Source organism: Mesorhizobium sp. B3-1-9 (genome assembly GCF_006439595.1).
In the GTDB taxonomy this organism is placed as follows: domain Bacteria; phylum Pseudomonadota; class Alphaproteobacteria; order Rhizobiales; family Rhizobiaceae; genus Mesorhizobium.
On the sequence record NZ_VFTJ01000002.1, the window covers coordinates 13,563 to 31,877 of the forward strand.

At 65.2% G+C, this 18,315-nt stretch carries 15 protein-coding genes; 13 read left to right on the plus strand and 2 right to left on the minus strand.

Going from position 1 to position 18,315, the window contains the following annotated elements:
- Positions 1-3: 3 nt before the first annotated feature.
- Entirely contained in the window at positions 4-411 is a 408-nt protein-coding gene (locus FJW07_RS03380; RefSeq protein WP_140854462.1) for a DUF3168 domain-containing protein, read from the plus strand.
- Positions 412-425: 14 nt separating this feature from the next.
- On the opposite strand, the gene FJW07_RS03385 is transcribed toward FJW07_RS03380, so the two are convergent.
- The gene (locus FJW07_RS03385) at positions 426-812 is read right to left on the minus strand and encodes an ester cyclase (RefSeq protein ID WP_140854464.1); all 387 of its coding nucleotides are present in this window, start codon (positions 810-812) and stop codon (positions 426-428) included.
- 353 nt (positions 813-1,165) lie between these two features.
- On the opposite strand from FJW07_RS03385, the gene FJW07_RS03390 reads away from it, so the two are divergent.
- The 12 genes from FJW07_RS03390 to FJW07_RS03445 all read left to right on the plus strand — a co-directional run bounded on the left by FJW07_RS03390 (position 1,166) and on the right by FJW07_RS03445 (position 15,710).
- Positions 1,166-1,465 carry a hypothetical protein gene (locus FJW07_RS03390; RefSeq protein WP_140854466.1) on the plus strand — a complete coding sequence of 100 codons (300 nt, stop codon included), beginning with the start codon at positions 1,166-1,168 and terminating at the stop codon, positions 1,463-1,465.
- Positions 1,466-1,527: 62 nt separating this feature from the next.
- Entirely contained in the window at positions 1,528-2,193 is a 666-nt protein-coding gene (locus FJW07_RS03395) for a response regulator transcription factor (protein WP_027164846.1), read from the plus strand.
- On the plus strand, positions 2,177-3,604 hold the full coding sequence (locus FJW07_RS03400; protein ID WP_140854468.1) for an ATP-binding protein: 1,428 nt from the start codon (positions 2,177-2,179) through the stop codon (positions 3,602-3,604). Before FJW07_RS03395 ends, FJW07_RS03400 begins: the two co-directional genes overlap by 17 nt.
- 127 nt (positions 3,605-3,731) lie before the next feature.
- Positions 3,732-4,169 carry a hypothetical protein gene (locus FJW07_RS03405; RefSeq protein ID WP_140659446.1) on the plus strand — a complete coding sequence of 146 codons (438 nt, stop codon included), beginning with the start codon at positions 3,732-3,734 and terminating at the stop codon, positions 4,167-4,169.
- A 104-nt stretch (positions 4,170-4,273) separates the two neighbouring features.
- The gene (gene ccmI / locus FJW07_RS03410) at positions 4,274-5,410 is read left to right on the plus strand and encodes a c-type cytochrome biogenesis protein CcmI (protein ID WP_140854470.1); all 1,137 of its coding nucleotides are present in this window, start codon (positions 4,274-4,276) and stop codon (positions 5,408-5,410) included.
- A gap of 4 nt (positions 5,411-5,414) precedes the next feature.
- Positions 5,415-5,855 carry a cytochrome c maturation protein CcmE gene (ccmE, locus tag FJW07_RS03415; protein WP_140854472.1) on the plus strand — a complete coding sequence of 147 codons (441 nt, stop codon included), beginning with the start codon at positions 5,415-5,417 and terminating at the stop codon, positions 5,853-5,855.
- Positions 5,855-7,840, plus strand: a complete 1,986-nt coding sequence (locus tag FJW07_RS03420; RefSeq protein WP_140854474.1) for a heme lyase CcmF/NrfE family subunit — start codon at positions 5,855-5,857, stop codon at positions 7,838-7,840. The genes ccmE and FJW07_RS03420 overlap by 1 nt, the downstream gene beginning before the upstream one ends.
- A complete protein-coding gene (locus tag FJW07_RS03425) occupies positions 7,837-8,301 on the plus strand; it encodes a cytochrome c-type biogenesis protein (protein WP_140854476.1) in 465 nt (154 codons plus the stop codon). The genes FJW07_RS03420 and FJW07_RS03425 overlap by 4 nt, the downstream gene beginning before the upstream one ends.
- Positions 8,302-8,639: 338 nt before the next feature.
- The gene (locus tag FJW07_RS03430; RefSeq protein ID WP_140854478.1) at positions 8,640-10,196 is read left to right on the plus strand and encodes a Do family serine endopeptidase; all 1,557 of its coding nucleotides are present in this window, start codon (positions 8,640-8,642) and stop codon (positions 10,194-10,196) included.
- 367 nt (positions 10,197-10,563) lie between these two features.
- A complete protein-coding gene (locus FJW07_RS03435) occupies positions 10,564-11,238 on the plus strand; it encodes a response regulator transcription factor (RefSeq protein ID WP_040991372.1) in 675 nt (224 codons plus the stop codon).
- A gap of 8 nt (positions 11,239-11,246) precedes the next feature.
- Positions 11,247-12,728: a HAMP domain-containing sensor histidine kinase gene (locus FJW07_RS03440; RefSeq protein WP_140854480.1), complete on the plus strand. Its 1,482-nt coding sequence runs from the start codon at positions 11,247-11,249 to the stop codon at positions 12,726-12,728.
- A 12-nt stretch (positions 12,729-12,740) separates the two neighbouring features.
- On the plus strand, positions 12,741-15,710 hold the full coding sequence (locus FJW07_RS03445; protein ID WP_140854482.1) for a bifunctional [glutamine synthetase] adenylyltransferase/[glutamine synthetase]-adenylyl-L-tyrosine phosphorylase: 2,970 nt from the start codon (positions 12,741-12,743) through the stop codon (positions 15,708-15,710).
- On the opposite strand, the gene FJW07_RS03450 is transcribed toward FJW07_RS03445, so the two are convergent.
- Positions 15,707-18,028, minus strand: coding sequence for a PAS domain-containing sensor histidine kinase (locus tag FJW07_RS03450; RefSeq protein WP_140854484.1), 2,322 nt, complete (start codon positions 18,026-18,028; stop codon positions 15,707-15,709). The genes FJW07_RS03445 and FJW07_RS03450 overlap by 4 nt on opposite strands.
- Positions 18,029-18,315: the final 287 nt, after the last annotated feature.

Consider the following 18,315-nt stretch of genomic DNA (forward strand, 5'->3'; position numbering starts at 1 on the left):
TAGATGACGGCGCCTGGCGATCTGATGCAGGCCTTGTTCCTGAGGCTGAAGACCGATGCGTCGCTATCGGCGCTTCTCGGCGGCGCTGGCCTGCTCGAACAGGCAAACGACAATGCCGCCTTTCCACACGTGACCTACGGCCGTACCAGTGCCTTCGACCTGGACACCGGCGCCGACAACGATGGCGACCAACTCATCACCTTGCACGTCTGGTCGAAAGCTCAAGGCGAGGCCGAGACACGCCTCATCATGAACAGCATCAAGGCGCGCCTCGATGGCGCAGCACTTTCCATCGGCTCGCGCGGTCAGACGCGCCTGTCGCTGGAATTCGCCGAGGCGCGCTATGACGAGGACCTTGCGGTCCATCATGGATTGCTGCGCTTCCACGCCTTGACGCAGGAAGACGCGTGAGAGGCTGGCGGACCTCAGAGCTGCGCCTGGATGGCGGCCTTGTCGATGACCGACCAGACCTCGCGAATCCGTCGGTCGTGGAATTCGTAGAAGACGTTCTCGGCGAAGGAAACCCGCCTGCCGTGCACCGGCAGGCCGAACAGCACTCCCTTGGGCCGGCAGTCGAAATGCAGTCGCGCCGCCACGCGCGGCGGCTCCGAAATCAGGAACTCGATGTTGAAGCGCAGGTCGGGAATGGCCTCGAAATCGCCTTCCAGCATGCGGCGATAACCCGAAAGCCCGATCGTCTCGCCATTGTACTGCACCTCATCGCCGACGAAGCGGCCGAGATTGTCCCACTCCTGGTCGTTCAGGCAGGCGATGTAGCCCCGATAGAGATCGGCAATATCATCGCGCGTCATCGCGTGCTCCCATGGTCGTGCGGCGTTCCTACACCGGAGCAATTCCAAGAAAAGTGTGATCGGTTTTCCGTCCGGAATTGCGTTAAATTAGAGAGATAGGGCGGTTCGCCGTTTCCATGAAACGGTGAAACGCACTAGCTAGGGCTGGATGGAGAATCCGCACCCGAAAAGCGTAGCGGGCCGACTGATTTTCCGGCTATGAATTTGCACCCGGGGCCTGAGGAAGCCCCTGGCGACTGCACTGGCGTCACAGGGTGCATTCATTTGTCTCGCGCAGGGGGAATGGCGGGCATGGATTTTCGATTGTTCACCGTTCATTTCACGTTCAGCCCATATGCGTTAGAACCGTGATCATGACCAATCTTGGCTCCCATCTCCGCAAAGCAGTGCTGGCGCTTGCCGCAGCCGGCCTCTTTGCGTCGCAGACGACGGCAATGCCGGTCATCGACCCGTCGGTCGACCAGCCGGTCGTGCTTGCCGCTGGCGATTGCTACGCCATCGGCCAGCAGGTCGCCGCGCAGAATGGCGGCACGCTGGCCAAGGCCTCGCAGGCGACGCGGGGCGGCCAGCAGGTCTGCGTCATCGTCGTGCTGGTCCCCGGCAAGGACGGACAGCGTCCGCGCCGCTCGGAAATCGTCGTCCCGATGGGCTGACCCTCTCGTTTCCCAGGCCGGGGAATCGGCCTATACGTCTACCCAGCAACAGGCTTCAACCCATGCGCGTGCTCGTCGTCGAGGATGACAAGGATCTCAACCGGCAGCTGGCCGACGCGCTGGTCGACGCCGGCTATGTGGTCGACCGCGCCTATGACGGCGAGGAGGGGCACTTCCTTGGCGACACCGAGCCTTACGATGCCGTGGTCCTCGATATCGGCCTGCCGCAGATGGACGGCATCAGCGTCGTCGAGCGCTGGCGCCGCGGTGACCGCAAGATGCCGGTGCTGATCCTGACCGCGCGCGACCGCTGGAGCGACAAGGTGGCCGGCATCGACGCCGGCGCCGACGACTATGTGACCAAACCCTTCCACATCGAGGAGGTGCTGGCGCGGGTGCGGGCGCTGATCCGCCGCGCGGCCGGCCATGCATCGTCGGAGCTCACTTGCGGGCCGCTGCGCCTCGACACCAAGGCGTCCAAGGCCGACGTCAACGGCGTGCCGCTCAAACTCACCTCGCACGAGTTCCGGCTGCTCGCCTACTTGATGCATCATATGGGCGAGGTGGTGTCGCGCACCGAGCTGGTCGAGCATCTCTACGACCAGGATTTCGACCGCGATTCCAACACTATCGAGGTGTTTGTCGGCCGGCTTCGCAAGAAGATGGGCATCGACATGATCGAAACCGTGCGGGGCATGGGCTATCGCATGCGTGAGCCGGAGGCGTGACGCGGAACCGCTGAAGCCAACCATAGGCGCGCGGCTGTCGAAGCTGCGGCTCTGGCCGCGCTCGCTGACCTTCCGCGTCATCGCCTTTTCCACCATCTGGGCGATCCTGACGCTGGTCGTCATCTTCACCCTCATCACCACGCTTTACCGCCAGGCCAGCGAACGCGGCTTCGACAGCCTGCTTTCGGCGCATCTGTTCAACCTGATCGGTTCCGTCGGCATTTCCGACAACGGCGCGCTGACCGGCTCGCCCGACCTCGGCGACCTGCGCTTTTCCGAGCCGAATTCCGGCTGGTATTGGTCGGTCGAGCCTGCTTCCGAAGGCGTGCATGGCGAAATCCATTCCTCCTCGATGACGACTTCACTCTTGTCGCCGAGCGTCGCGGAAGTGCCCTTCAACTCGAACTTCCAGCGCAGCTATTCGATGGAGGGCATAAAGGGCGAGCAGCTCGAAGTTTTCGAGAGCGAGTTCGTGCTGGACGCGAAGAACCGCGCCGCCCGTTTCCGCGTCATGGGCAATCACAGCGAACTCGAGCAGGAGATCGCCAGCTTCCAGCGCCGCCTGCTCACCTATCTGTCGCTGTTCGGCGTCGGCATGATCGCCATCAACGCCATCGCCATCCTCTTGGGTCTCCAGCCTTTGCGCCGGGTCCGCAATGCGCTGGCCATGGTGCGCGAAGGCACCGCCCAGCGGCTCGACGGCAGCTTCCCGGCCGAGATCGAACCGCTCGCCAACGAGACCAATGCGTTGATCGAGAACAACCGGCGCATCGTCGAGCGCTCGCGCACCCAGGTCGGCAACCTTGCCCATTCGCTGAAGACGCCGCTCGCCGTGCTGATCAATGAGGGCCGGGCGCTTGGCGGCGCCAAGGGTCAGTTGATCGCCGAGCAGGCCGCCTCCATGCAGAAACAGGTCGACCACTATCTGCAGCGCGCCCGCGTCGCCGCGCAGCGCGACAGCGTCGTCTTCCGCACGCCGGTTTTGCCGCTGGTCGAGCGCATGGTGCGCGTGCTGCGGAAACTCAACCCGCAGTCCAGGCTGACGCTGTCGCTGCCGCCGGCGGAGATCGTCTTTGCCGGCGAGCGCGAAGATCTGGAGGAACTGCTCGGCAATCTGCTCGACAATGCGATGAAATGGGCTAAAGGCGCCGTCGCCGTGACGATCGCCACTATTTCGGGAAGCGGCAACCTGTTTGAAATCGTTATAGAGGATGACGGCCCGGGCATTCCCGAGGACAGTGCGCGGGAGGTGTTGAAGCGTGGCAAGAGACTCGATGAGACGAAGCCGGGAACAGGGCTCGGGCTCGCCATTGTCGCCGACCTCGTCAACGAGTATGGAGGCTCGCTGGCGCTGGAACGGTCCGGCATGGGCGGCTTGAGGGCGGTGGTGAGATTGCGGAGCCTTCAATGATGTTTTTATCGATTTGCGAGCAAGGGCTGGCGGCCAAATTTCCGACAAATGTCAACACTATGGGCTCGATATCCTCCCCGATGACGCAGCCCCCAGCTCATCCTGCTCAAGAGAACCGGTTGTTGGCATGAAGATCCGCGTCGCGCTCGTTTCCGCCCTGCTCGCCGTTTCCGGCTGCACGACGCTCGGCAGGGGCGGTCCAACCTCTCCGGTCACGCCTGTTTCCACGCCGCCCGCCGGCGGCAAGGTCTCGACCAGCATCGTTTCGGCCATGAATGGCGGGCTTATCGGCGGATCGGTCGGCTCGGGCCTCAGCGATGCCGAAAAGCGCAAGGGCCTGGAAGCGGAATACAAGGCGCTGGAATACAACACCAGTGGCCAGAAAGTGACGTGGAAGAGCGACAACTCCTCGCATTATGGCGAGGTCGTCGCCGCCCAGCCCTACCGGGTCGGCTCGCAGGATTGTCGCCAGTACACCCACACCGTCTATACCAGCGGCGCGGGCGTCACCGCGCGCGGCACCGCCTGCCGCAACGCCGATGGCAGCTGGACGCCGCTGACCTGACGGCTTTGGAACGGAATTAGGCCTGCGGCCGACGGCGTCTGCCGTCAAAGCGTCGCACGATGGTCGTGTTGGCAGGGCAGGGCTCTGCCGCTATTGGAATAGGCATGCTGTTCTGGGTCATAGCCGCAATCCTCACGCTGGGCGCCAGCCTGGCGGTGCTGTTGCCGCTCACCGGCGGCATGAAGGGCGCGTCGCCGGCCGGCGATCACGATCTCGAAGTCTATCGCGACCAGCTTTCCGAGCTCGACCGCGACATGGCGCGCGGCCTGATCCAGCCGGGCGAGGCCGAGGAGGCGCGTGCCGAGATCGGCCGGCGCATCCTGCGTCTGGGCGCGGCTTTGCAGCCGGGCGCGGCGACGCCCAGGCCCGCGCGCAGCGCCAGATGGGTCGCCAGCGTGGCCGTGCTTGCGGTTCCCCTGTTGAGTTGGGGGCTCTACGGCATGCTCGGCTCTCCCGATCTGCCCTCGCAGCCGCTGGCCGAACGTCTGGCCAAGAACCCGGCCGATTCCTCGGTCGACGAACTGGTCGCCCGCGCCGAAGCCCATCTCGCCGCCAATCCGTCGGACGGCAAGGGCTGGGATGTGCTGGCGCCGATCTATCTTCGGCTGCAGCGCTTTCCTGACGCCGTGACCGCTTATCGCAACGCCATCCGCCTCGACGGCGACAGCGCCGTGCGCCAGTCGGGTCTCGGCGAGGCGATCGCCAATGCTGCCGGCGGCATCGTTTCGGCCGATGCCCAAAGCGCCTTCGAGGCTGCCCTGAAGTTCGATCCGGCCAACGCCAAGGCGAATTTTTACCTGGCGGTGGGCCTCGCCCAGGAAGGCAAGAAGGCCGAGGCCGTCACCGCCTGGCAAAAGATGCTCGGCCAGCTGGCGCCGGATTCGCCCTGGCGCAACGCCGTTCAGCAGGCGCTTGCCGAGGCGGGCGAGCCGGCTGTCGCCAAGGCCGCGCCGGCCAACGGCCCGGATGCGCAGCAGGTGGAAGCCGCGCAACAGATGTCGCCGCAGGACCGGCAGGCGATGATCGAGACCATGGTCGCCGGGTTGGACGACAAATTGAAGCAGAATCCGCGTGACGAGGAAGGATGGATGCGGCTCATCCGTTCCTATGTCGTGCTTGGCAAGGCCGACCAGGCGCGGGCCGCGCTCGGCCGCGCTGTCGCCGCCTTCGGGGCGGACAGTGAACAGGCCAGGAAATTCACCGCCTTCGCCGCCTCGCTCGGCGTAACGGCGACGGAGTAAGGCAATGACGCGCAAGCAGAAGCGATTGTCGGTGATCGTGGCGGGGCTGGCTTTCCTCGGCGCCGCTGCCGGCCTCACCTTCTATGCGCTTGGACAGAAGGCCTCCTATTTCTACATGCCGGCCGATCTCGCCACGGCGAGTTTGCCGCCCGGACAACGCATCCGGCTCGGCGGTCTCGTCGAGAAGGGCACCATCGTGCGCGGCCAGGGCGCCACCGTCGCCTTCTCGGTCACCGACAGGCAGAAATCGGTCAAGGTCACCTATACCGGCATCCTGCCCGACCTGTTCCGCGAGGATCAGGGCGTCATCACCGAGGGCGCTTTCGGCCCCGACGGCGTGTTCGTCGCCGACAGCGTTTTGGCCAAGCATGACGAGCGTTACATGCCCAAGGAAGTCGCCGACGGTCTGAAGGCCAAGGGCGTCTGGCAGGAAAGCACAAATTGATGGTTGAGACCGGACATTTCGCGCTCGTGCTGGCCTTCGCTCTGTCGCTGGTGCAGATGCTGGTGCCGCTCGTCGGCGCCCGCACCGGCAATCAGCGCCTGATGGCGGTCGGCGGTCCGGTGACGGTCACCGGCTTCGCGTTGACCGCGCTGTCCTTCGCCGCCCTTGCCAGCGCCTATGCCGGCTCCGACTTCTCGGTGGCGAGCGTGTGGGAGAACTCCCATTCGCTGCAGCCGATGATCTACAAGATCACCGGCACCTGGGGGAACCACGAAGGCTCGATGCTGCTGTGGGTGCTGATCCTGACCTTCTTCGGCGCGCTGGTCGCGGTCTTCGGCAACAACCTGCCGTCAACGCTCAAGGCCAATGTGCTGGCCGTGCAGGGCATGATCGGCGCTGCCTTCTTCCTGTTCATCCTGGCGACGTCCAACCCCTTCATCCGCCTCAACCCGGCGCCGATCGAGGGCCGCGACCTCAACCCGATCCTGCAGGATCTCGGCCTCGCCATCCATCCGCCGATGCTCTATCTCGGCTATGTCGGCTTCTCGATCTGCTTCTCCTTTTCGGTTGCCGCACTGATCGAGGGGCGCATCGACGCCTCCTGGGCGCGCTGGGTGCGACCCTGGACGCTGGTCGCCTGGATGTTCCTCACCGGCGGCATCGCCATGGGTTCCTACTGGGCCTATTACGAGCTCGGCTGGGGCGGCTTCTGGTTCTGGGATCCGGTCGAGAACGCCTCCTTCATGCCCTGGCTCGCCGGCACCGCGCTGCTTCATTCGGCGATCGTCATGGAGAAGCGTTCGGCGCTGAAGATCTGGACGCTGCTGCTCGCCATCCTGACCTTCTCGCTGTCGCTGCTCGGCACTTTCCTGGTGCGTTCCGGCGTGCTGACCTCGGTGCACGCCTTCGCCACCGATCCGGCGCGCGGCGTCTTCATCCTTTGCATCCTGACGCTGTTCATCGGCGGGTCGCTGGCGCTGTTTGCGCTGCGCGCCTCGCGGCTGACGGCGGGCGGCCTGTTCCATCCGATCTCGCGCGAGGGCGCGCTGGTGCTGAACAACCTCTTTCTCACCACCGCCACGGCGACGGTGCTGGTCGGCACGCTCTACCCGTTGGCGCTGGAGGCGCTCACCGGCGGCAAGATCTCGGTCGGCGCGCCGTTCTTCGACCTGACCTTCGGCCCGCTGATGCTGCCGCTGCTCGCGATCGTGCCGTTCGGCCCCTTGCTCGCCTGGAAGCGCGGCGACGTCATTGCCGCCTCGCAGCGGCTGATGGCCGCCTTCGCCCTGGCGATCGCCGCAATGCTGGTCACTGGCCTGTTCATCGACGGTGCCTCGGTCTTCGCGGCACTCGGCGTCGGCCTCGCCGTCTGGCTGGTCGCCGGCGCACTGACCGATCTTGCGGTCAAATCCGGTTTCGGTGGGGTGGCGCCGGGCATCATGCTGCGCCGCTTCGCCGGCCTGCCGCGCTCCGTCTTCGGCACGGCGCTGGCCCATCTTGGCCTCGGGCTGACCTTGCTCGGCATTGTCGGCACGCTCTGCTTCGGCACGGAGAAAATCCTCTCGATGCATCCCGGCGAGACGGTGGAGCTCTCCGGCCACACGCTGCGCTTCGAAGGGCTCTCCCCGCAGAAAGGCCCGAATTTCACCGAGGATCGCGGCCGCTTCCTGCTGGTAGGCGCCGACGGCAACGCCGATGGCGCAATCACCTCCGCGAAACGCTTCTATCCGGTGCGCCAGACGGTGACGACGGAGTCCGGCATCAGGACGATTGGGTTGAGCCAGCTTTATCTGTCGCTCGGCGACGAGAACAACGACGGCTCCGTCGTCGTGCGGCTTTGGTGGAAGCCGCTGGTGACGCTGATCTGGGGCGGCGGCCTGGTGATGATGACGGGCGCCGCCATGTCGCTGCTCGACCGTCGCCTGCGCGTCGGCGCGCCGGCCAAGCGCCGCAAGCCGGCCGCGGCCCTGGCGAGTTCGACATGAAGGCGAAGTTTTCGCTCGTTCCGCTGGTCCTGTTGCTGGCGCTGTTTTTCGCCGGCCCAGCCCAGGCGGTGAAGCCTGATGAAGTGCTGCAGGACCCCGCATTGGAGGCGAGGGCGCGCGCGCTGTCGGAAGGCCTGCGCTGCATGGTCTGCCAGAACCAGTCGATCGACGAATCCGACGCCGATCTTGCCCGGGACCTGCGCGTCCTGGTGCGCCAGCGCCTCGTTGCCGGCGACACCGACCAGCAGGTGATGGACTATATCGTTTCGCGCTATGGCGAGTTCGTGCTGCTCAAGCCGCGCTTCAGCCTGCGCACCGCGCTTTTGTGGGGTACGCCGGTGCTTCTGCTTCTGGCCGGCGGCCTGTTCATTGTGCTCAACGCCCGCTCGCGCCGCCCGGCATCGGGTAGCACTCTGAGTGCCGAGGAACAGGCGGCGCTGGACAAGATGCTAAGCGATTAGCGCCATCGCTGACGTCGATAAGTGGCCACGGCCGCTCGCGGGTCGTCATTGTATGGCGAGCAAGGAGCGAAGCGACGCGCGCAGACCATAGAATCCGTTCCGTGACTTCCACGCGCCGCGAACAGTGCAGAATTCTGCTCCGCTGCAATCTTCGGCGAAGGTAACGGCCTGGATTCCAGCGTCTCCGCGACGGAGCTTCGCCCTGCAATGACGAACTCGGCCAACATTACAAAACTTTCATGTACCGGAAATGGCGCCGTAATGTGCGGCTCTCTAATCCTCTTGCCCGAGGATGCTTCGCCTGAGCGCATCCACGTCGATAGAGGATAAGAACCCCCATGAATAACGCCCCCAATTCATATTCCCGCACCCGAAAGCGCCTGATGGCCGCCGTCGCATCCCTGGCCGTCATCGGTGCGGTCGGCGCAGGCGCGCTTGCCACCGGCACCGCCCCCGTGCTGGCCGATGCGGTGCGCGTCGAAGCGCCGCAAATGCCGAGCTTCGCCGATGTCGTCGAGCACGTCTCGCCGGCGGTCGTCAGCGTCAAGGTCAAGGCCAAGATCCAACCGACGGCCGACAATGGCTCGGACGATCAGGACGGTTTCGATAACCTGCCTGACAATCCGCAGCTGCGCCGGTTCTTCAAGGAATTCCGCGGCTTCGGCGACCAGGGTCAGGGCGGCCAGTTCGGCATGCGCCGCTTCAACCATCGCGACCATGGCAATGGCGAGCCGCGTCCGGTCGCTCAGGGCTCGGGCTTCTTCATCTCGGAAGACGGTTATCTCGTCACCAACAACCATGTGGTTTCGGAAGGCTCGGATTTCAGCGTCGTCACCAATGACGGCAAGGAACTCGACGCCAAGCTGATCGGCACCGATCCGCGCACCGATCTTGCCGTGCTCAAGGTCGATGGCGGCGGCAACAAGTTCACCTATGTCGACTTTGCCGACGACTCCAAGGTCCGCATCGGTGACTGGGTGGTTGCGGTCGGCAATCCCTTCGGTCTCGGCGGCACCGTCACCGCGGGTATCGTCTCGGCTCGCGGCCGCGACATCGGCGCCGGCCCCTATGACGACTTCATCCAGATCGATGCTTCGGTCAACCGCGGCAATTCGGGCGGTCCGACCTTCAACCTCAACGGCCAGGTGATCGGCATCAACACCGCCATCTTCTCGCCGTCGGGCGGCAGCGTCGGCATTGCCTTCGACATCCCGGCCTCGACCGCCAAGCAGGTCGTCCAGGACCTGATGAAGAGCGGCTCCGTCCAGCGCGGCTGGCTCGGCGTCGAGATCCAGCCGGTCACCTCCGACATCGCGGAGTCACTCGGCCTGAAGTCGGACAAGGGCGCGCTGGTCTCGAGCGCCCAGGATTCCGGTCCGGGCAAGAAGGCGGGCATCGCCGCCGGCGACGTCATCACCCAGGTCGACGGCAAGGATGTCGCCTCGCCGAAGGAGCTCGCCCGCATGATCGGCGCATTCGCGCCGGGCAAATCGGTCGATGTCACCGTCTGGCGCAGCGGCAAGGACGAGACGGTCAAGGTCGATCTCGGCACGTTGCCGGCAAGCGACAAGCAGGCCTCGAACGACGACAACAACAAGCAGTCGGCGCCCGCCGCCAAGGCCGACACGCTGGCCGATCTCGGCCTGACCGTCACCAAGGCGGAAAACGGCAAGGGCCTCGTGGTCACCGACGTCGATCCCGACAGCGACGCGGCCGACCGTGGCATCCAGCCCGGCGACGTCATCACCTCGATCAATTCGAACGACGTGAACACCACCGACGACGTCTCCAAGGCCATGGCCGATGCAGCCAAGGCCGGCCGCAAGGCGGTGCTGATGCAGATCACCCGCGACGACTCGAACCGTTTTGTGGCGCTGCCGGTCGGCAAGGGCTGAGATTTCAGCGTTCAGATTTTCCCTGCGGCGGTATCAACACCCCCGAGCCGCCGCCGGGAAAACATGGGGCCGAGCACGTAAGTCAGTCACCGTGTTTCGCTCCTGGCGGCAGCGGGTTTCCCATCACCCGCTGCCGCTTATCGCATGTCGCCCAGAAGTGGGCACCGGTTTTGGGATCACGACATGCGGAACGAAATGCATGTCGCCCAAAAGTGGGCACCGGTTTTGGGATCACGACATGCGGAACGAAATGCATGTCGCCCAAAAGTGGTTGCCGGTTTTGGGAAGAAGACATGCGACCAATGAGAGCAAGGCCTGAAGAATGACTGCCTCTCAAACTTCCGATGAAATCGCGTATAACGGTCCCATGAAGATTCTCGTCATGGAAGACGATCGCGAGGCGGCGGATTATTTGCAGAAAGCCTTCGCCGAGGCGGGCCACACCGCCCATGTCGCCGGCGACGGCGAGACCGGCTTCGCGCTCGCCGATGCCGGCGACTATGACGTGATGGTGGTCGACCGCCTGATGCCGCGCCGTGACGGCCTGTCGGTGATCGCCGCGCTTCGCTCGCGCGGCAACACCACGCCGGTGCTGATCCTTTCGGCGCTGGGCGAGGTCGACGACCGCGTCACGGGCTTGCGCGCCGGCGGCGACGACTACCTCACCAAACCCTATGCCTTTTCCGAATTGCTTGCCCGTGTCGAGGTGCTGAACCGCCGCGCCAGCGCGCGCGAATCCGAGACCGTCTACCGTGTCGGCGATCTCGAGCTCGACCGGCTGTCGCATTCGGTCAAGCGCGCCGGCCGCGAGATCACGCTGCAGCCGCGCGAGTTCCGCCTGCTCGAATATCTGATGCGCCATGCCGGGCAGGTGGTGACGCGCACCATGCTTCTGGAAAATGTCTGGGACTATCATTTCGATCCGCAGACCAACGTCATCGACGTCCACGTCTCGCGCCTGCGCGGCAAGATCGAAAAAGGCTTCGACAAGCCGATCCTGCACACGATCCGCGGCGCCGGCTACATGCTGAAGGGCGGGTGAAGCCACAGATGGCTCTCTCTCTGCCGGCCATCATGAAGACGACGGCGGCCCGGCTTTCGGCGCTTTATCTTCTGCTTTTCGCGCTCTGCGCCGTGCTGCTCGTCTTCTACATGACGTCGCTGTCGGCGCGCATGCTGACCGCGCAGACGCAGGAGACCATCAACGACGAGGTGCTGGGGCTGGCCCGCGCCTATCAGCGCGGCGGCCTGCCGGTGCTGGTGCGCGTCGTCGAGGCCCGCTCGCGCCAGCCCGGCGCCAATCTTTACCTGATCGCCGACGCCAATGGCCAGATCCTGACCGGCAATGTGCAGAGCCTGGAGCCAGGGGTCATAGAGACCGAGGGCTGGACGACGGAACCGTTTTCCTACCAGCGCTTCGGCGAGGGCGAGCTCGATCGGCTGCGCAGCGGCGGTTCGGACCAGTCCACGCCTCCGCCCAACGACAGCAGCAACAGCCCCCAGTCCACGGGGGAAAAGGGCCACAACGCCATCGCGCTGGTGTTGAGACTGCCCAACCAGATGATCATGCTGGTCGGCCGCGACCTCGGCGAGCCCGAGCGCTTCCGCGCCGTCATCAGCCGCGCGCTGACCCTGGCGCTCGGTATGATGGGGCTTGGCGGCATCCTGATCTGGTTCTTTGTCGGGCGCGCGGCGCTGAAGCGCATCGACAGCGTCTCGGACGCCAGCCGCCGCATCATGGGCGGCGATTTGTCCGGACGGCTGCCGGTCACCGGCGCCGGCGACGAATTCGACCGCCTGTCGGCGAACCTCAATTCGATGCTGGCCAGGATCGCCATGCTGAACGAGGGGCTGAAGCAGGTCTCTGACAACATCGCCCATGATCTGAAGACGCCGCTGACCAGGCTGCGCAACCGCGCCGAGGCGACGCTCGCCGGCAGGCACAAGACGCAGGATTACCGCCAGGCGCTGGAAGGCACGATCGCGGAGTCCGACCAGCTCATCAAGACATTCAACGCCATCCTGATGATCTCGCGCCTGGAGGCTGGCTATTCCTCGGAACAGACCGGTCCCGTCGATCTCGCCGCGACGGTGAGCGACGTCGTCGAACTCTACGAGCCGGTGGCGGAAGAGGCGGGCGTCGCGCTGGAAGCGACCGTGCCCGAGGCCTTTACGATCAACGGCAACCGCGAACTGATCGGTCAGGCGCTTTCCAACATCGTCGACAACGCCATCAAATATTCGACCGACGCCGCCGAGACGCCGAAAGTGCGTGTGGCGCTGGAGCGCCTCGGCAACGAGATCAAGCTTGCCGTCAGCGACAACGGCCACGGCATTCCGGACGACGCCGATCGTGCCCGAGCCACCGAGCGTTTCGTGCGCCTGGAAAAGAGCCGCTCGCAGCCGGGCTCGGGCCTGGGCCTCAGCCTGGCCAAGGCAATCATGACTTTCCACAACGGAAGGCTTGATCTTTTGCCCGCCAATCCCGGATTGTCCGTGGTCATGAGTTTCCCATTGCGGGAGACGCATTGACGGCGCGGATAAATGGCGAAGAAGAAAATCGAATCCGAATTCCGGCTTAGCCCGACACTGGCGCTCCGCCCCCTGGACGCGAAACATGCCCGGCGCGAATTGTCGGAAATCGCCGACGCCGCCGAGGAGGAGGGGCGTTCCCGACTCGCTGCGTTCCTGGCGGGCGAGGGGCCGCTGCAGGATCTGCTGGCGGCCGTCTTCGACCTCTCGCCCTTCCTGCGCGACGTGGCGCGCCGGCGGCCGGCGATCCTCGAAACGCTGTTCGACCTGATGATCGAAGCGCGGCTCGATGCCATCGGCGAAGCGATCGGCGGCGCGGCCAAGGCGGAAGACGCTTCGGAAGCGAGCCTGATGATGGCGCTCAGGCAATGGAAGACCGAAGCGCATTTCCTGATCGCGCTGGCCGATCTTTCAGGCGAGGCGGAGACCTCCGTGACGGTGCGCCGGCTCAGCGATCTTGCCGACGCCTGCACATGCGCCGCCGTCGATTTCCTGCTGCTCGACGCGCATCGGCAAGGCAAGCTCAAGCTACCGCATCCGGCCGAGCCTGCCAGGGATTCAGGCTGGATCCTGCTCGGCATGGGCAAGCTCGGCGCGCATGAGCTGAACTTTTCCTCCGACATCGATCTCGTCGTCTTCTTCGAGCCGGAGGCGCCGGCCGTCATCGATCCGCTCGACGCGACCGAGCTGTTCTCCAGGCTTACCCGTCGTCTCGTGCGCATCCTGCAGGATCGCACCGAGCATGGCTATGTCTTCCGCACCGATCTGAGGCTGCGCCCCGATCCCGGCTCGACGCCGCTGGCGATCCCGGTCGAGGCAGCGCTTCGCTATTACGAGGCGCGCGGCCAGAACTGGGAGCGCGCCGCCATGATCAAGGCGCGGCCGGTTGCCGGCGATCTTGCTGCCGGCGCCGCCTTCCTCAAGGAATTGCAACCCTATGTCTGGCGCAAATACATGGACTATGCGGCGATCGCCGACGTCCATTCGATCAAGCGCCAGATCCATGCCCACAAGGGCCATGGCGAGATCGCGGTGAAGGGCCATAACGTCAAGCTTGGCCGCGGCGGCATCCGCGAGATCGAGTTCTTCGTCCAGACCCAGCAGCTCATCGCCGGCGGCCGCTTCCCGGAGCTGCGCGGCCGCGAGACCGTGCCGATGCTCGCAGCGCTTGCCGCGCGCGGCTGGATCACCGCCGACGCGCGCGATGCGCTCACCCGCCAATACTGGTTCCTGCGCCGTGTCGAGCACGCCATCCAGATGGTCGCGGACGAGCAGACGCACGTCCTGCCGGAAGAAGACGAGGAGCTCAAACGCATCGCGCTGATGCTGGGGTTTGCCGGCGAGGCGGAATTCACGCAGGCCTTCCGCGCCTCGCTGCAGCAGGTCGAGCGCCACTACGCGGCGCTGTTCGAGACGGCACCCGAGCTCTCGGCCGGCGTCGGCAATCTGGTCTTCACCGGCGATGTCGACGATCCCGATACGCTGCAGACGCTGCATGGCCTCGGCTTCCAGCGGCCGAGCGACATCTGCCGCGTCATCCGCGGCTGGCATTTCGGGCGCTACCGCGTCACCCAGTCGGCGGAGGCGCGCGAGAGGCTGACCGAACTGACCCCGGCCTTGCTCAAAGCCTTCGGCCAGACGCGTCGCGCCGATGAGGCGCTGATGCGCTTCGACGAGTTCCTCGCCGGCCTGCCGGCGGGCATCCAGCTTTTCTCGCTGCTGCAATCGAACCCGGCGCTCTTGAAGCTGATGGCGACCATCATGGGCGCGGCGCCGAGGCTGGCTGCCATCATCACCCGCCGCCCGCATGTCTTCGACGGCCTGCTCGACCCGGCCCTGCTTACCGAACTGCCGGACCGCGCCTATCTCTCGGCGCGGCTTGCCGCCTTCATCGAGGGCGACCGCGCCTACGAGGATGTGCTTGACCGCCTGCGCATCTTCGCCTCCGAGCAGAAATTCCTGATCGGCGTGCGCCTGCTTGCCGGCTCGATCGATCCCGCGCGCGCCGGCCGCGCCTTCTCCGATCTCGCCGATCTCACCATCGAGGCGGCGCTGAACGCGGTGATCGCCGAATTCGCGCTGCGCCACGGCAGGATCGCCGGCGGCAGGGTGGCCCTGCTCGGCATGGGCAAGCTCGGCAGCCGCGAACTCACGGCCGGTTCGGATGTCGATCTCATCCTGCTCTACGACCACGACGCGGATGCCGAGGACTCCGACGGCGAAAAGCCGCTGGCGCCTTCGCATTACTATACCCGCATGACGCAGCGCCTGATCGCCGCCGTCTCGGCGCCGACGGCCGAAGGCGTGCTCTATGAGTTGGACCTGCGCCTGCGCCCCTCGGGCAACAAGGGGCCGGTCGCCACCCATATCGATGCGTTCAAGAAATATCAGCGCCGGGATGCCTGGACCTGGGAGCACATGGCGCTGGCACGGGCCCGCGCCGTCGGCGGCGATGCCGAACTCTGCGCCGAGCTCGACGATGAGGTGGCGGCGGTGCTGGCGCAGCCGCGCAATGCCGCCAAGGTGAAAGCCGAGGCCTCGGATATGCGGGCGCTGATCGAGAAGGAGAAGCCGCCGCGCGACCTCTGGGACATCAAGCTGACCCCGGGCGGGCTCATTGATCTTGAATTCATCGCCCAGGTCGCGGTCATCGCCGGCGCTATCGAGCCTGGCCGCCGGGTCACGGCGACCGCCGACATTTTGGCCCGGCTTTCTCCGGATTTCGCCTCAGCCGATGTGCGTGAAGAGCTTGGCGAGGCCTATCGGCTCTATCTGGCGCTGACCCAGATGATCAGGCTTTGCCTCATCGGCGAGTTCCAGCGCGACGATGTCCCACCTGGACTCTCGGATCTGCTTCTGGCGGTCACTGACCTGCCGGATTTCGGCGTCCTGGAAGCACATCTCAAAGAGACGTCGCGAAAGGTCAGGCAGGACTTCGACCATTTGCTGCGCGCGGGCGCGCCGCAACGAGGGATGAATTAGGCCGCTGCCTTCACCGTCGGCGGAGCCTTCTTCAGCGGAATGCGCACCGACACGATGGTGCCTGCACCCTCGGTCGAGCGGATCTTCAGCGCGCCGCCCTGCAATTCGGCCAGCGAGCGCGAGATGGCGAGCCCGAGCCCCGAGCCGGTGTGGTTCTTGGAGAACTGGTTCTGCACCTGCTCGAACGGCCGGCCGAGCTTGCTCAGCGCCTGCTTGGGGATGCCGCAGCCATTGTCCTCGATGGTGAGCAGCAGCGCCCCGGACGTGTTGCGCGCCCTGACCGTGATCTTTCCGCCCTGTCCGGTGAATTTCACCGCGTTGGAGAGCAGGTTGATGGCGATCTGCTTGATCGCGCGGCGGTCGGCATAGAGCCGCATCGCATCGGCGATGCGCGTCTCGACATTGATCGACTTTTCCGCCGCCTGCAGCGAGATCACCCGCACCGTCTCCTTGATCAGCGGGCAGAGATCGATCTCCTCGCGGTCGAGCGAGAACTGGCCGGCTTCGATCTTCGACATGTCGAGGATGTCGTTGATGACGCCGAGCAGGTATTTGCCGCTGCCGTTGATGTCGGTCGCGTATTCCTCGTAGCGCTCGGAGCCGAGCGGCCCGAACAGGCCCTGCTGCATCAACTCGGAGAAGCCGATGATGGCGTTGAGCGGCGTGCGCAATTCATGCGACATGTTGGCGAGGAATTCCGACTTGGCGCGATTGGCCGCCTCGGCGCGCTCGGTTTCCTTCATGTATTTGCGGTTGAGCTCGACCAGTTCGCTGGCGCGTTCTTCCTCGGCGCGGCGGGCCAGGCTGAGATCGTGGATCGTCGCCATCAGCCGGCGCTCGCTGTCGACCAGCTTTTCCTGGTGCAGCTTGATCTGCGTGATGTCGGAGCCCACGGAAACGACGCCGCCGTCGCGGGTCCTGAGCTCGTTGACCTGCAGCCAGCGGCCGTCGGCAAGCTGGCGCTCCAAGCTGACGCCGCCCTGCGGCCCGTTGGCATTGGCGAGCCTGCGCTCCGACGCGAAGGCCAGCATGCGCTCCTCCAGCATATCGCGGGTCGCGCCCGGTACGACGTCGCGGTCCGACAGCCCGTTGTCCTTCTGGAACTTCGAATTGCACATGATCAGCCGTTCGGCGGCATCCCACAGCACGAAGGATTCGTTGATGTTCTCGATCGCTGTCCTGAGCCGCATGTCGGCCGCTTCCGAGCGCAGCGCCAAGTGCCGCTGCTCGGTGACGTCGACGGCGATGCCGATCAGCTGGATCTCCGGCGCCTCCGGGTCGATCACCTGGGCGCGGGCTCGCATCCACACCCACTGCCCGTCGGCATGGCGCATGCGGAAAACCTGGTCGATATGGTCGATCTCGCGTTCGATGATGCGGTTGGCGAGCTCGAACAGGTCGCCGTCCTCCGGGTGGATGATCTCGTCGACCTCGCCGAAGGAGAGCATCGTATCGCAGGGCTCATAGCCCAGCATGTCGTACATCGAGCGCGACCAGTACATCTTGCCGCGCACCATGTCCCAGTCCCACAACCCGCAGCGGCCTCGCACCAGCGCCATGTCGATGCGCTGATGCGCCTCAAGATAGATGCGGTCCGCCGCCTGGGCGCGCGCCGCCTGGCCGAAATAGGCGTAGAGGATGACGATCAGCACGCCCGCCGTCAGCACGAACAGCGTGACGTTGAGCGACATCGACTTGCGCCAGCTGTCGAACACCGCTTCCTGCGGCACCAGCACGGCCGCCGCGTGTTTGCGGTCGCCGCTGAGGCTGACGGCGGCGAACCAGTCCTGTCCCGAGATGCTGACATCCATCACGCCGGCGCGGTCGCCGAACATGAACAGCGGCTGGCCGCCCAGCACGAGGCTGTCGAGCGTGCGGCCTTGCCAGCCCGTCGACAGCGGCGAAACGGCGATGACCTTGAAGTTGGCGTCGGTGATGGCGAGCACATGGGCGCGGCTCATGGCGCCTTGGCGGCCGGTGTTCTCCAGAAGGCTTATGGCATTGGCCCCGGCCGCGCTGGGGTCCGCGGTGACGGCCTGCGCCATCTGTCCGGCGGCCAGCGCCAGCACCGCCTTGGCGTCGCGCTCGATCTCGTCATGCTCGTTCATGAGCGACAGGAAGCGCAGCGCGGCAATGACGATGAGAAAAACGACGATCAGCGCCGGGATCGACCGACGCAGCAGCGGCTCGGCGGCCAGGAGCCGCTGATAAGTGGGTTCGGCGATCAGGCGCGTATTGCCGGCAAGTCCATCGCTCCTTGCCTTGCGACGCGCAAAAGCCTTCCCTCCGGGCGCGCCCCACGCGTCCGCCTTGGCCATAAATGGCACTCCCCGATCTGCCGTATGGATGATCCGGCTACGCCGCACGCCCGAATCGTCAGTAAAGAATCAAAGCTGATTCGCCTTGTCCAGTGGCGCGGGCGAAAAAGATTAAAAGTTGATTGAAATTTGTCGAAACTGCCGATCTTCCCCCCTCGTGGGGGAGATGGCCAGAGGGGGCGCTGTCGCGCCAACCTCTCAACTGCTCAATTGCCCGACACTCGTCAGATCTGGCTTTCGGGCGAGAAGCAAACGTCGCGATCCTTCATGCCCCACTCTGCCCTGCC